Here is a 13,981-nt window from a genome sequence, read left to right on the forward strand (position 1 = left end):
CCTCCATCACCGGCACGACGCCCAGCGCGTGCGAGGAATGAGCAAGTGCGAAGTAGCGCCGGGCGGCCGCGGTCACAGCCGTCCCCGCTCCGGACGGCTAGGTCGGGGGACTGCCGAAGAAGAGCGAGACCACCTGGCTGTCGGTGAGCGTGCCGATGTAGATCCGCACATCGTCGATCTCACCGGACCAGAAATCGGTTGCAGCTGCCCTGTACCAGGCCGAGCCGATACGTAGCGCGCCCCCGGAATTCCACGCGGGGGTGAAGGGCGCAGTGTCGGTCAGCTGCCCGTTCACATAAAGGCGCATCTCTCGTGCCGGGCGATCGTAGACGCCGACGAGATGGGTGAAGGCACCCGCCGCACCCTCACAGTCGACGGGTTCGGCCGAGATCGCGCTCGCCCACACCGCGCCGGTGTCCTGGTCGAGGGACGGCGCGGTGAAGGCCCATCGCCCCACCGTCGCACCGTTCTCGGTATAGGTGCGATAACCCAGGTAATATCCGCTCAGCCGGTTGCCCATCTGCGCCACGGCCGTGGTCGCGTGATCCGGCAACGTGCAGGAGTCGGCCGTGCCGGGCAGCTTCACCCAGGCCGAGACCGCATAGCTGCCGTCCGACCGCACGATTGGATGGTCCGTCATCGCGGTGGATGTCGCCTGCCCGTTGAACGAGAGCGCCGACGAGCCGTCGAAACCGTCCGTTCCCCACGTGGTGGTAGAACCCAGGGCCAGCGGGTGAGCGAAGCCCGAACCGTCCGCGGAGGCCGTTCCGGCCGCTTCGTTCAGCGCCCAGTATCCGCGCGGGGATGGAGGCTGCTTGGTGATAGCGGCGACCTCATTGCCCAAAAAGGGGTCGATGACGCTGCCCGGGGAGTCCGAGAGGATCCGGTCCCAGATCTGGATATCGTCCACTTCGCCGGGGAAGTAGTTCTGCTGGACGCCCTGGTAGAGCTCGCGTCCGATCACGGTGTTGCCCGTCGCGTCCCAAAGCTTGGTGTGGACACCGGTCTTGGACTGCAGAATTCCGTTAACGTACAAGCGAAGCTGCTGATGGGTCGGGTCATAGACCCCCACCAGGTGGGTCCACGAGTTCAGCAGCGCGTCGGCATCGGACTCGGCATAGTCTATTACCGGATTCATGCCGTCGGTCTGCTGCATGTTGAACCGCCAGCGCTTGGCCCCGCTGGAATAGTAGAGGACGAAGGCGCTTGTGGTGGTGCCCTGCTGGCTCACGAGCGTCGCATTGTGCGTGTTGCTGGTCATCCGCGCCCATCCCGACACGGTGAACGCCTTGTCGGTGTGAACAGGGGAACCGGTCGCCGTCGCGATACCGCTGGTGCCATCCAGGAGCACTGCCCTGCCCAAGCGCCCGCCGTATGTCCAGGTGGTGCCGCCGCTTAGTGTCGCCGGGTGCGCGGCGCCGTCGGACGAGTCCGCGGCGGTCGTCCCGCTGGTCTCGTCCAGGCGCCATCGCGCCAGGGATGCCGCTCCCTGTTTCACCTTGAAGGTGTAGGTCGTGCACTTGGTTCCAACATTCCCAGCGGTGTCCACGGGGAGAACACTGAGGAAGTTGTCCCAGTCTCGATTCGGCGCGATCTGCGCTCTCAGCGGCTGCCCTGGCCCCGGCGCGGAAACGGTCGGTGCTGACTGGGCCACACTACAGGTGTCGTTCAGCGCCCACTTGTAGCCGGCCACGTCCGTCTCTCCCGTACCCGGCGCAAAGACGAACTCGCCAGGAACCCCCACACCGCCGTGATAGTCGTCAGTGCTCGTAGGCTGATCGTCCGGATACAGCACGGACGAGACCTGCGGCGCCAGCTGCGGATCGAACGTATCGACGGAAAATTCGCACCACGGCGTGTAGCCGCTGGCGTTGGTCCCGTCGTAGGCCCGGACGCGCCATGAATAGGCATCGCCGTTGGTCATCCCCGGCAACCTGATGTTCAACGGCGTGGGCTTGCTGAGCGACGTCATCGCGGTCTTGCCGCCATTGGGCAACTGCGAAGTGATGTCGTCCCAGACGGCCGTGCTCTTGTTGTAATGGTGGAAGGTGAACTCCGCCCGCACCGGATCAGCGGACTTGTCAGGGTCGTACACGGTGGCGTTCAGGTACATCGGCGACGCCGTGGAGCCGTCCGCATTGGCCGTCGGACGCCCATCACCGGTCACGCAACGCGTCCCCGGGGTGGTCGCATAGCCGGTGGGCACAGCCGGCGGATGGTTGTAGTGGACAACGAGCTTGGGATCGTTGACAAAGCCCTTCCATCCCCACTCGCTGCTGTTGGTGTCGTCGTAGTCGCGCAGTCCGAAGGTCGTGTTGGACCAGCCACCTTTCGTGCGCGCCATCAGAGACTTGACGTCGAACTTCAAGCCCGCGTCCGGACAGGAGGAGTTGTAGCCGCCATCCGAGTGGATGGACCCCAGCTTCTGGCTCCACGACGGCTGGTTGTTCCAACTCGTAGACGACGAGATCGCACCGGTCAGGTAGAGGTCGACGGCTTGCGGGTTGCTGGTGCACCCCCAGGACTTGTTCTGGGTGATATAGAACGCGGCGTCGATCACGTTGGTGCCGCTTCCGAATGCCGACGCCATCCGGAAGAAGGACCGTTTGAGACCCGACCCGTAGTTCCCCGCTTCCGGCTGGTGCGTCGAGTTCCAGTACTTGGTCGAAGGGTAGGCCCGGTCGACGTAGGTCCAGGCCAGCTTCTTGCCCGCGAACTCGGGTACGACGTCCGGGTCTATGTAGAGCGGGAACTTCACCGAGCCACTGGTGAGCATGGCAGGATCCGGCACCACCGACACCTGCGTCGAAGTGACGTCCAATCCGACACGGGATCGCCGCGCCCCCAACTTGGGCGCCGCCGCCAACACACCGCCGTTCGCGTCGGGGACGACCGCGGCCCCCTTCCCCGAGGAATCCCACATCATCGGTGGCGAGGAGTGGAACACTCGAACTCCGCCTGCGGTCACCGCGTCAAACCCACCTGAATCGTTCTTACGCGCGGTCACCCCCTCGGCATCCAGACCGAACGTCAGCCTCGCAAGATCTGGGTTGGCGGCGGCCTCGGCCGTCTTGACCACCAGGACCTCAGACCAGCCCAACTCCGAGGCGGTCATCCTCAGATCGACATCGGAGAGAACATTCGGATAGATCGCGGTGCTCCCGTCCAAGGTCGGTTTTGGAAGCTTGGACGACCAGTTGAACGCCAGCGACCGCCCCGCATCGGTAATCTTCGCCAGCGCGCTGTCCCCGCCCCCCGACAGCCGGACGTTCAACGTGCTCGACACCGGCCCGACCGTCCCATCGGACTTGCGCTCCAAGGTGTCGTCCACGGCCGCCCATGAACCATCCGACCTGTGCACCCGCCTGGGCAGCAGAGTCGATTCAAAGGTGAGCGACCCGTCCGGCTCGGCGAAAAGTTGCTCGGTCTCACTACGCCGGTCCAGCACTTCAACGCGCTGATCCGACTTGCGCGCAGCCGCCAGCGCCCTCGCTTCGGTCGAAGCCGTCGAAGTCTTGTCAGCCCTCGCCTTGCCCTGGTCGACGGGGGGCACGATCACCAACGTCGAAGCAACCAGCAGAGGCACCGTCCACGCAGCCCCACGACGCACGCCGTACCTCCATCGACCGATCAAGCGCGTCCGCCGCACCCGGAACGGCCTCCCCACAACGATCAAGGAGCGCAGGCTGATATTCCGTTGCCGAACATCAGCCGTCAACAGGGTCAGGATCCGTGTAACTACAGTCACTGACAGTTGAGATTCCCATGTCAACCGGTACAGCTCCTCCGCCACCCCATCCCCACCGACGCATCAATGTGATGTAGATCACAAAAATTCTCTTCCAGCACGGGAACCCAGCCTTCCGAGCACCAGGCATCGTTAGCGATGCCCAGGCCAGGCGAGCGCCGCCGTCACACCGGACATCACTCACGACAAAACATCACAGCAGGCGAAGATCATAAAAGCGCTTTCACCGGAATGAGTCGGCAATGGCGAGTGTGGTGGTGAACGTGAGGCCAGGGGAGCAAGTAATCGTCGATCACGTCAAGATGGTGCTGGATCACTTTGAGTCAGTCATTATCACGCCAGTCAAATGGTACAGGCCGGTGAACGCTCGTTACACTCGCCCACATTGAGCCCACCAATTAGATAATGGCCTTCGATGTGCGTGACGGTGGAGTCTTACGGCTCCCCTAAGTGGCTTGAGCATGCACTTGCTGGAGGCTACGGCGGTGGTGCGGCGGCCGGATAAAGCTTCTGCCAGCTCGGAGGATGGCCAGGATCGCATCGGGCCCGCTCACTACGGCATCATATAGAAAAATACCTACCCAGCGATAAGGGTATTGGCCAGCGGCGCGAGGTATGGCCTTCGACACGAAGTTCGATTACATGAATGGGCATAGGAACCGCCCACGAAAGGCAGGGGGTGATGTCGCAGAACGAGGTGGCGCAGGCCAAGTACGCGCGACTGCGGGAGGGCGCGATCCGTGTCCTGGACGCCTTGCCGGACGCGGAGAACCGGTAGACACAGGCCGATGCCGCGCTCCGAAACTTGCGTTTCCTGGTCAGCGGTGAGGCACCCCGAGAATTGTCCACCGGACCGGCAACGATTGATCCGTTTGATCACGTACTCTCGGCCAGTCGATTTACGGGCGATCAGGCGGTGCCGATATCGCTTTCACAACGGGCGGCGGATCTGGGCCGACAGCTTGGCGGTGACCGCGGCCTGGATGAGCGACTGCCCGATGAGCCGTCCAGCAACGTGGTCATCACGGAGTTGCGTGCAATGATCATCGCCAGGCTTCTGGAGGAACTGGCCGCCAGGCTCGCTCCCGGGGCCGCGTTCGGCCCGGGCGGGAACGGCGAGGCGCTGGCTGGGCTGGCCAAGGAACTGGCGAAGGAGTTGCTCGACCAGACATTCGTCGGCGAGTGAGTCCTCCCGCACTCTGGGTCCGGCGGCGGGTCAGCCGATGCTGAGGAAGGTCTGGGCCTGGCGCCCCAGCGACGCGGGCGCGGCCGACCGACCAGGCAGGGGTTCGCGTCACTTCGCGCAGTTCGACCTCCTTGACCGCCCGGGGGCGCGTCTCTGCGCAGGCCGACGTGCTGCTACAGCAAGTCGAGGTTCTCGTAGGGAAGATCCCACGCGACTCCAACGGTGGCCGCGGACCCGCCCGGCATCGGTGGCACGACGCGGGCCTTGTCGGCGGCCACGGCGGGGCTGTTCTCGACGACCGTTAGGCCGGTCTAACCCGCTCGCTGGCAGGCTATGTTCGCTCGTTGCTCGCTCAGCGGTTTGAAACGGGACGGCAGGCGGCGACATCTTGCGGCACGGGGACGGCCCTGGATGCTGCCAGAGCGGTACAGACTGGCGCCGGGAGCACCGCGCTGGCATGAGAGCTCCGGACTTTTAATCCGCAGGTTGTGCATAAGCTCTCAGGGCCCATCGTCCGGCGCGCTCCGTGGCTGATGTCGAACCTGTCGTTCAGCACGCGCGATCACGTGATCCTGAAGTGGGACGGAATGGTGAGGGGCGGAGCCGGTCTGCGAAGGACCCAGTAGGGGGTACACAAAGCAAGGGCGCAAGCCCGTCACCCCTGGGGCAGCCGATCTCCGGACGCTCGAGGACGCCGCACTGAGAGGGCTGGACGACCCGTAGTCGGGGACACCGGCGGCTGGTCCGACTTGGCGGAGCGGTCACCCGGTCGTGAACCATCCGTTGCCGACCGCCCTGATCTTCTCTCCCTCTCCAACTCAGCGCAGGCATCCTCCAGTTCCCGCTCCGATGGGGCCTCGGTACCTCGAAGGCTCTGCGCGTAGCCCAGCACGCGCCAGGCATTGAACGTCTCCACACCATCGTCCAGAACGTCTATGTCGACTTCATGTCCGGAGGGAAGCACGAACAACAGGCGACACCATGAACCGAATACTCGCCACCTGCGGAAAAACTGCCCTTGCGAGGCATTTTTCGCCCCTGCGCGAAGAACACGAGGTCGCCGATCGACGTGATGCCCGGGAATTCGGCGACCAGCAGGTGTCTGACTTCCACCAGATCGCGCACGAAAGACGGGACATGATTCCTGGGCGACACTTCAGTCTCCACTTCAGGGGTCCTGGAGGTCCTTGACCGAGGCGGTGAGCGCTTCGGTGTCGATGGCGTCTGTGGGTGCTGCCTCGGGGGCTTGGACGCGTACTTGGTCCAAGGCAACGTTGACCGCAGTGGTCAGCTGCTCAGCCAGTTCCCGTGAGGCCAGTCGCATCACGCGCGGGTCGAGCTCGAACCGGTCGATACGTCCACCTGTGCCGACGACGGCCCGCACCTTTCCATCGGCTGCATGGCCGACCGCCTGCGCGGGAAGGTTCTCGTTACCGGCGGCGTCCGTCCGGCCGGCGCGCATTTGCTCCAGCATCCGGCGGGACTCCGACAGCATCGATTCCAGATCCGAAGAGGGAAAATCCGCCACGCAACCTGCACCACCATCCGGGTTCGGGCTAATTGTGGTTACGACCTAAACGCCGAGGGTCGGGCGGGGTCAGTATGTCGAGCTCATGAGACCGCCGGTCAGGAGGTGGAGATTTCATCCCGCCCGCCGAACCAAACTCCTGAGATCCGGCTGGGGTAATTCGATCGCCCACAACCGGACAGAGCTTCCGCAGCGCCAACAGACGGAGAACCGCTGGACTGGCTCGGGTACCGGTCGTGCTGGAAAGCCGGCGTGACTCGAAACCACTGTGTCGGGCCTCCCCAGCGAGCAGAGGGCTCACTTTACCGAACGCCGGGCCGTGCTGCGTTCGTTGGGTGTGCTAGCGGTTCCTTTCTGCGCGTCTCACCACCCAGAAGATGCGGGCGGTGACCGCGAACGCCAGTACTCCGGCCAGGAGGCAGACCGTCGCGATTGGCCAGTCCCCGGCGGATACTCCGGTCCAGATCAGTGTTGCTTCGGTGATCGAGACAATGCCGACGGCCACGATCGGCGCCACGCCCTTGTAGAGCATGGAGCGTGGGAGAGGCGTCTTCTCCACTAGCGTGTTTCCTCCCTCGAGCTGCGGCGGACGTTCCCTCCGACACGCGGGCTGCCGCCCAGGTCGGTGAGCGGGGCACGGTGTACTGCGCCGGTCGCTAGCGGGTGCGCCGGATGAGGTATGGCCCGCGGTGGACGAAGCCACCGCGGGCCAAACTTTCGTGTACGTGCCGCCGTGCCCCGTGCTCAGTTCTTCTGCTTCAGTGAAGCTCTCACCCTCCAAAGGATGTAACCGGTCGAGCCGATTATGAAGGCGCCCACCAGTAGGCCGCCTATGGCCATCTCCCAGTCGCCTTCGTCATAAACGCCGGTCAGGATCAGCGCTCCGTCCGCGAGCGCCAGTAGGCCGAGGACGAAGAAGGGGAGCAGACCCTTGAACAGCATCGTTTTCGTCGGTTTCACTCTGAGGCGCCTTGTAGGGCATGAAGCGTGGGAGCGGTATTCTCCTGGGCGTCGTCCCTACCCTCGTTCGGGATCGGGCTCAACGTTCCGGATGGCCGGAGCGGCGGCGAGAATAGCCGACCATCCGCACGCCCAGGTATGCCATCCAGTAGCTGCTGAGCGTCCCGATGGCCACAATGACCTCTATGACGGGATTTCCGTTCGGCACCCATCCGGCGATGAACGCGATGAGAAGCAGAGTAAGCCCCAGGGCGGCCAGCAGGAAACCGACCATGAATAGGCCGTACTGATACGTGGGCATCAGACTCAAGACCGGTAGGTCCTGGTCGGAGCGCCGTAGGGCCATGGCTCTGTCCTTTCGGTGTTGTTGCTGGGACGCCACTGGCATAGGCGAGCTGCGTGAGCGCGACGGGACCGGGCCAGGTTGGGTAAGCCATCGGCCGTCCCCTCGGTGGGGACGGCCGATGGGCAGTCAGTCAGTTCTTTGTTCAGGTCGGTGCACCATGAGCCTCACGAGGCTGATGGTGAGCCACGCGGCGATCAGCGCGAGCACGCCTGCGATGATTTGGGAGAGAAGGTTGCCGCTCCTTGTCCACCCCAGGGTGGGGCCGACCGTGAAAAAGAGCAGGACAAGCGTCATGCCTCCGAACAACGCAGCGGTGCAAGCAAGCCGCACGGGACCATAGTGATCCATCCGGGGGCTATTACGGCTCTTGTTCCTCATTGTTCCGCTCTTCCCCGATGGCGTGGGCTGACACCGACGTCATGGAGTGCCGGTGATGGCGTTCATATCGATTTCCCATGAGCTGTATGCGGCGACACCGCACCCGACCGCCGCGGCGCCGGCTTCCACGGCGCCTGCACCTATCCCGCCTGACGCGGCTCCGATCCCTGCGGCGAAGGGGGAGACCGCCTCAGCCGCTGCAAGGCCGCCCTCGAGGCACGCAGCCCCGGCTTGCAGTGTCTTTAGCCAGGGGAAGCGACCGGTGGGGTCGGTGTTGTTGGTGGGGTTGTCGGCGGCGTAGGCGTAGCGGTTGGCGTTGGTGGGGTCGCCGATGGTGTTGAGGGCGTCCTGTTGGGTGAAGCGGGCTCGGCCGGTGTCGTAGAAGCGGCGGCCGAGTTTGAGCAGTCCGGTGTTGGGTTCGTGGAAGCCGCCGGTGTAGCGGATGAGGTTGACGGCGGCTTCCCAGCCGGTGTCGGGGGTCGTCTCGCCGAACGGGCCGTAGGTGTAGGCGGCGGCCTGGGTGCCCGACGGGGAGACGATGGAGGTGGTGGAGCCCAGGCCGTCGGTGCCGAAGGCGTAGGGGTTGGAGCCGTCGGAGTAGCCGAGCGGGGTGCCGGTGCTGTCGTGGATCATCCATACCGAGCTGCTGCCCTGGCTGTAGGAGATGATCCCGGCGCTGGTGTCGCCGGTGCGCCCGTAGACGAGGGTGGTTCCCTTGGCGGTGACCATTTCGGCTTGGTCGGTGCCCGCGTAGGTGAAGGGAATGGTGGTGGTGCCCTTGGTGAACTGGGTGGTCTGCCCGGCGCCGTTGTAGGCGCCCTTCAGGCCGCCTGAGCCGGTGGTGGCGGTGAGGTTGCCCGCGGCGTCGTAGGCCTCGCCGGAGGAGGTCGCCTAATTGGCGGAGTTGAACGTCAGCGACTGGGTCTGGGTGCCGTCGGTGGTGACGGTGGTGCGGTTGCCGCGGTCGTCGTATTCGTAGGTGAGGTCGTGGCCGGCGGCGTTGGTGGCCTTGGTGAGGCGGTTGCCCTTGTCATAGGTGTAGTCGCTGATGGTGCCCGACACGTTGTTCTTGGACCATTGCCGTAGCCCGGTGTCGTTGGCCTTGGCGGTGTCGCAGGAGGTCGCGGTGCCGCGCTTGGAATAGCAGTACGACACGTCCGAGACGATCTTGGAGTCGCTGCCCGCGCGGGTGGTGACGATGCGGGTGATGCGGCTGGAGTCGTCGTAGCTGTGCTTGGTGTGCATGGACCAGGCGGTGTCGGAGGTCTTGTTGAAGTAGGTGTGGGTGCGGTTGCCGTCGTCGTCGTAGTCGAATTCCCACTTCTTGCCCGAGTAGTCGGTCATGCTGGCCAGCAGATTGCGGGTGGAGTGCACGTAGTGCAGCGTCCCCGCCTGGTTGAGCTGGTTGACCAGGTTGCCGGACGGGTCGTACTGCCAGTCGATTTCCCCGCCGCCGCCGGTGGAGTGGCGGGCGGCCATCAGGTTGCGCTGGGTATAGGACCAGGTGGTGGTCCCCGACGCATCGGTGCGGAGTTTGAGGTTCCCGGCCTTGTCGTAGGTGAAGGCGACGGTCGGGGTGCCGTCGGAATAGGCGACGCTCAGGACGCGGTCGTCGTCATCGTAGGTGTAGGACGTCTTCCTGCCGTTGCCGTCGGTCGCGGTGTCCAGCCGTCCGTACCCGTCATAGGTGAAGGTCTTCTTCTTCAGGGTGTTGCCGGTGGGCGGAGTGACCGAGGTGACCTGGTGGTTGCCGTCGTAGCCGTAGGCGGTGGAATTGGAGCCGTTGCCCGGGTCGGTGGATTTCTCGGCGGTGCCGTCGGAGTTGTAGGTGACCTTGGCCTCGGCGGCGAGCGCGTTCTTGGCCGAAGACAGGTTGCCGGGCCCGTCGTAGGTGAACGTGGTCGAGTTCCCCTGGGTGTCCGATCCGGCCGAGGGCTGGTAGGCGGCCGTCGGGTTCTGGCTGGTGGGCGAGTTGCCGTAAGTCAGCGACGCCGACGCGCCGGTCGGGGAGGCGGACCTCGTCTGGGACTCGCCGCCGTTGGCGCCGAAGGTGTTGCTGGTCAGCCCCTGATTGGCGTTTTCGTAGGACGCGATGTCGCTGAAGGGCGTGTAGCTCTTGGAACGGGTCTTGCCGGCCGGGTCGACGGTCTTGGTGACCCGGTCGTTGGAGTTCAGGGTGTAGGTGGTGTGCGGGACGTCCGCGACGGGCTTGGACTGGTCGGTGTTGGGGTCGGCCACCTGCGACTGGGTGTCGGAGGCATAGGCCAGCCTGGTCACCTGCTCGGCCGACTGCCCGACATGGGTCACCGACAGCACCCGGTGGTCGCCGTCGTAGGCCAACCGCGTGATGGCGCCCTTGCCGTTGGTGATGGAGTTCAGATTCCCCGAGGCGTCGTAGCCGAACTTGGCGACCTCGCCCGCCGGTTCCTGGATCTGGGCCAGCCGTCCCGAATCGTCGTAGCTGTAGACCGCGATGCGACTGCCGCCACCGGCCTTGTCCTGCGTGTAGGACGTGATGTGGTCGCCGTTGTACATCCCGACCTTGATGACCCGGCCGCTCGTCTCACCCTTGGGCTTGTAGGTGATCGTCGAAATGTCGCCGGAGGTGTAGCCGAAGTCGGTGGTGTTGCCGTTGCGGTCTTCGAGCCTGGTCGGCAGCCCCGAGGCGTTGAAGTACGACTCGGTGCCCGAACCGTGGTCGGTGTATTTCCAGCCGCCGCCGGACTGGGTGACCAGATCGCCCTTGAACTCCTTGGGCGTGGAGTAACCGGAACCCGAGACGGTGAACACTCCCGAGGTGCCGTCCGGGCCGGTCATGGTGACCGAGTCGTCGCTGTTCTTGTACAGCCGGACGTCCTGCCCGAGCCGGGTGCGCCAACCGGCCGAGATGACGCCGGTGCCCACACCGGCGGCGTGCAGCAGGCTGTTGTAGGCCGCTCCCACAGTGACGTTGCCGCCAATGCCCGGCAGCGACATGTCGGTGGTGCGCACCATCGCGTTGCCGGACCCGACGTTCACCTTCAATTGCAGGTAGTCGGCCAGGTTGAACGACAGGAACGTGCCGTTGCGCACCGGGCCGATCCCCACCGGCACCGACGCCGCCGCAGCAGGTTTCACCGTCGGCTGCCCGGCGTTACCCGCGCCGGACGGCGCACGGGCGGGGATCTTCGTTTTGGCAGGGTCTCCGATGGTGCCCGGGCTGACCAGCCGGACCCCCGCCCGATTCGAGGGGCCGAGCTTCGAGGAGCCGGCGTTGGGCGAGCCGAGCTCGGGATACAGATGCTGGAACTGGTACTCCTCGGCCGCGGCGGGTGTCCGGGCCTGAGCGGCGACGGGCATTCCCAGGCCGGTGACGACGAGCGTCGAAACGGCGACCCATCTTAAAGAGCGTCTTGACATGAAGGCCTCTTCCTTTTCTACGGGGCAAATGATTGATAATTGGGCATGACGAGGAGAACGATCGGGGATATTGCTGCGGCCACGGAACGGCGCCAGGAGGCCGGGAAGGGAAGGCTCGGGCGGAGAGGGCAAGGGGTGGGCGATCGTTCTATCGGGGGAGCGAAGAAAGCTGTGCGAGGCGGAGAAGAACGACAGAAATAATGTTCGCCTATCGCACTGGATCAGCAAAGCCCCTTTCTCCGTCACGAACTATCACCGAAAGTGATCGTTTGGTTGGCCGTAGGCGAAGAACCGCACTTCAGCCGCCTTTTCGACCCCGGGCGGCCGAACAGTTCGCGCACGCATCGGCCACCGCAATCTGGGTCGTAGACGAGTTTCCTTTCCACAATCAACGTCGCTGATTCGTGTAGGCCCGAATTGACGACGGCCTTTGGCCCATCGCAACCGTCCTTCACCGGGTGTGCGAGAGCGGCTTGCCGCAGCGTCGGGAGGGCCGAGAACGGACGCTCGCCGAACCGCCCCTCGGCGAACCGCCCCCCAGCAGCGGTCACGCTCCCGGGCGGCGTCCCCGTTGGGTGCTGTTTGCCTGGTGTTACGTGTTTGCCGCCTGATGGTTGATTTCGGGCAAGCTGCGAAGCCTTTGATGATCGCGCCGTTACTGTTTTGCCTGATCAGAGAGGCTCTTCATGCGTCCCAAACCCGTCTCCGCCCTGGCCGCGGTCGTGGCCGTGCTGGCCGTCGGCACGCCGGTCGCGACGGCCGCGCAGTCCGCGCCGATCCCGCAGGGGGGCCGGGCCGCGCCGGAGTCCTTCTTCGGTGGCAAGATTCCGCTGAGCGCCCCGCCGGTGACCACCACAGTGGCGCGCGGAGTCACGCTGACCACGATGTCGCTCGGGGCCAAGGACGCCGACGACTACTGGACCGTCCACGTGTACCTGCCGGCCACGGTCGACGGGCCGCTGAACAAGGCGGGCACGGCACTGGGTTCGGAGGAGATCGCCCGCCGGGTGGCCGACGCGGTGCGGGACAAGGGGTTCGAGCCGCGGCTGGAGCGGGTGTCCTCGCCCGCGTTCGCCGACCGTCCCGCCGGGACCCTCGGGTGGACGGTCCGGGTCGGCCGGTACGCCACCGACGCCGAGGCGTCCGCCGCGCTCGCCAAGGTCAAGGCCGCGGGTTTCGCGGGCGGCACGCGCTACACCGCCCAGGACGGCACGGACCCGCGCGCGCCCCAGAAGGTGCACATGATCCGCGTGGACTTCGACAGGTTCCGCGGCACGGTCGGCACCGACTTCGGCCCGACCCTGAACGGCACCGAGAAGCTGACCGACCTGGTCGACGCGACGGGCGCGGTGGCGGGGATCAACGCGCAGTGGTTCTACAACAGCGCGCCAGGCGGCATGTACGTCAAGGACGGCAAGCTGATCGGCGGGGCCACGCAGGGCCGCGCCGGCATCAAGCTCACCAAGGACGGACGCAGGGCCGACGTCGACGCCTACACCGCGCACGTGACGATGCGGGTGGGGCGGACCACCGTCGAGCTCGACGGCGTCAACCGGGTGCCGGGCGAGATCTGGAACTGCGGCGGCGTGGGCGGCGACCAGCCGACGGAGAAGCCGCAGCACGACCTGAAGTGCACCGATGACGACGAGTTGGTGCGGTTCACGCCCGAGTGGGGCGTCCCGCCGAAGGGCGCGGGCGCCGAGGCCGTCCTGGACGCCAAGGGCAGGGTGACGGCGGTGAACACCTCGCGCGGCGCGGCCGTGCCCGCCGAGGGGTCCACCGTTCAGGCGACCGGCCAGAGCGCCGCCTGGCTGCTCGACCACGTCAAGGTGGGCGACCGGCTCCGGATCCGCGAGCGGGTCGAGGACAGCCGGGGCCACCGGGTGTCGCTGAAGCGCGGCACCACGATCCTCCAGGTCGGGCCCACGCTGGTGCAGGACGGGCGCGTATCGGTGAACGCGCAGGCCGATGGGCTGATCCGCGAGGGCAGCGACCAGACGTTCACCTACAACTGGACGCTGCGCGCCAACCCGCGCTCGATGATCGGTATGGACCGGGAGGGACGGCTCATGCTGGTCGTCGTCGACGGCCGCAGGGACGGCTACAGCGAGGGGCTCGGGATCGCCCAGACCGGCGAGCTCATGAAGCTGCTCGGCGCCGAGGAGGCGATGAACCTCGACGGCGGCGGCTCCAGCGTCCTCGCCACCAAGGACGGCGGGATCGTGAACCGCCCGTCGGACGCGACGGGCCAGCGCTCGCTCGGCAACGTCTTCCTCGTCCGCCCATAACCGGAACCTGGCGGAATGCCCACCGTGCGGCCCATCGGGGGGACGCACGGTGGGACGGCCCCCACGATGATCGTTTTCGCTGCCGGGTACGGCCGGTTGGATATAGCGTCCTCCAAGGTAGGTTTCGGACATCTGATCTTCTGGAGGC

10 protein-coding genes and 1 pseudogene are annotated in these 13,981 nt (G+C 65.6%); 2 read left to right on the plus strand and 9 right to left on the minus strand.

Going from position 1 to position 13,981, the window contains the following annotated elements:
• Positions 1 to 97: 97 nt before the first annotated feature.
• On the minus strand, positions 98 to 3,586 hold the full coding sequence (locus tag K2F47_RS24850; protein WP_242907605.1) for a LamG-like jellyroll fold domain-containing protein: 3,489 nt from the start codon (positions 3,584 to 3,586) through the stop codon (positions 98 to 100).
• A 967-nt stretch (positions 3,587 to 4,553) separates the two neighbouring features.
• On the opposite strand from K2F47_RS24850, the gene K2F47_RS24855 reads away from it, so the two are divergent.
• Positions 4,554 to 4,934: a hypothetical protein gene (locus tag K2F47_RS24855; protein ID WP_242907607.1), complete on the plus strand. Its 381-nt coding sequence runs from the start codon at positions 4,554 to 4,556 to the stop codon at positions 4,932 to 4,934.
• 933 nt (positions 4,935 to 5,867) lie between these two features.
• Here K2F47_RS24855 and K2F47_RS24860 read toward each other — a convergent pair.
• From K2F47_RS24860 to K2F47_RS24895, 8 genes and pseudogenes are all read right to left on the minus strand, one after another.
• Positions 5,868 to 6,101 carry a hypothetical protein gene (locus tag K2F47_RS24860; RefSeq protein ID WP_242907609.1) on the minus strand — a complete coding sequence of 78 codons (234 nt, stop codon included), beginning with the start codon at positions 6,099 to 6,101 and terminating at the stop codon, positions 5,868 to 5,870.
• A 1-nt stretch (position 6,102) separates the two neighbouring features.
• A complete protein-coding gene (locus K2F47_RS24865; protein ID WP_242907611.1) occupies positions 6,103 to 6,462 on the minus strand; it encodes a YbaB/EbfC family nucleoid-associated protein in 360 nt (119 codons plus the stop codon).
• Positions 6,463 to 6,802: 340 nt separating this feature from the next.
• Entirely contained in the window at positions 6,803 to 6,994 is a 192-nt protein-coding gene (locus K2F47_RS24870) for a hypothetical protein (protein ID WP_242907613.1), read from the minus strand.
• A 212-nt stretch (positions 6,995 to 7,206) separates the two neighbouring features.
• A complete protein-coding gene (locus K2F47_RS24875) occupies positions 7,207 to 7,422 on the minus strand; it encodes a hypothetical protein (RefSeq protein WP_242907615.1) in 216 nt (71 codons plus the stop codon).
• 79 nt (positions 7,423 to 7,501) lie between these two features.
• Entirely contained in the window at positions 7,502 to 7,768 is a 267-nt protein-coding gene (locus K2F47_RS24880) for a hypothetical protein (RefSeq protein ID WP_242907617.1), read from the minus strand.
• A 126-nt stretch (positions 7,769 to 7,894) separates the two neighbouring features.
• Positions 7,895 to 8,062, minus strand: a complete 168-nt coding sequence (locus K2F47_RS24885; protein ID WP_242907619.1) for an aluminum activated malate transporter family protein — start codon at positions 8,060 to 8,062, stop codon at positions 7,895 to 7,897.
• A gap of 123 nt (positions 8,063 to 8,185) precedes the next feature.
• A pseudogene (locus tag K2F47_RS24890) lies at positions 8,186 to 9,004 on the minus strand (RHS repeat-associated core domain-containing protein); the annotation flags it as partial.
• Positions 9,005 to 9,037: 33 nt separating this feature from the next.
• The gene (locus K2F47_RS24895; RefSeq protein WP_242907621.1) at positions 9,038 to 11,545 is read right to left on the minus strand and encodes a DUF6531 domain-containing protein; all 2,508 of its coding nucleotides are present in this window, start codon (positions 11,543 to 11,545) and stop codon (positions 9,038 to 9,040) included.
• 686 nt (positions 11,546 to 12,231) lie between these two features.
• Between K2F47_RS24895 and K2F47_RS24900 the strand changes: the two genes are divergently transcribed.
• On the plus strand, positions 12,232 to 13,833 hold the full coding sequence (locus tag K2F47_RS24900; protein ID WP_242907622.1) for a phosphodiester glycosidase family protein: 1,602 nt from the start codon (positions 12,232 to 12,234) through the stop codon (positions 13,831 to 13,833).
• Positions 13,834 to 13,981 lie beyond the last annotated feature (148 nt).

Source organism: Actinomadura terrae, from assembly GCF_022751215.1.
GTDB classification, from domain to species: Bacteria; Actinomycetota; Actinomycetes; order Streptosporangiales; family Streptosporangiaceae; genus Spirillospora; species Spirillospora terrae.

Coding starts and splice junctions, on each gene's coding strand:
- K2F47_RS24870 (WP_242907613.1), bottom strand. CDS start 6,994: ATGCTCTACAAGGGCGTGGCGCCGATCGTGGCCGTCGGCATTGTCTCG.
- K2F47_RS24880 (WP_242907617.1), bottom strand. CDS start 7,768: ATGGCCCTACGGCGCTCCGACCAGGACCTACCGGTCTTGAGTCTGATG.
- K2F47_RS24885 (WP_242907619.1), bottom strand. CDS start 8,062: ATGACGCTTGTCCTGCTCTTTTTCACGGTCGGCCCCACCCTGGGGTGG.
- K2F47_RS24895 (WP_242907621.1), bottom strand. CDS start 11,545: ATGTCAAGACGCTCTTTAAGATGGGTCGCCGTTTCGACGCTCGTCGTC.
- K2F47_RS24900 (WP_242907622.1), top strand. CDS start 12,232: ATGCGTCCCAAACCCGTCTCCGCCCTGGCCGCGGTCGTGGCCGTGCTG.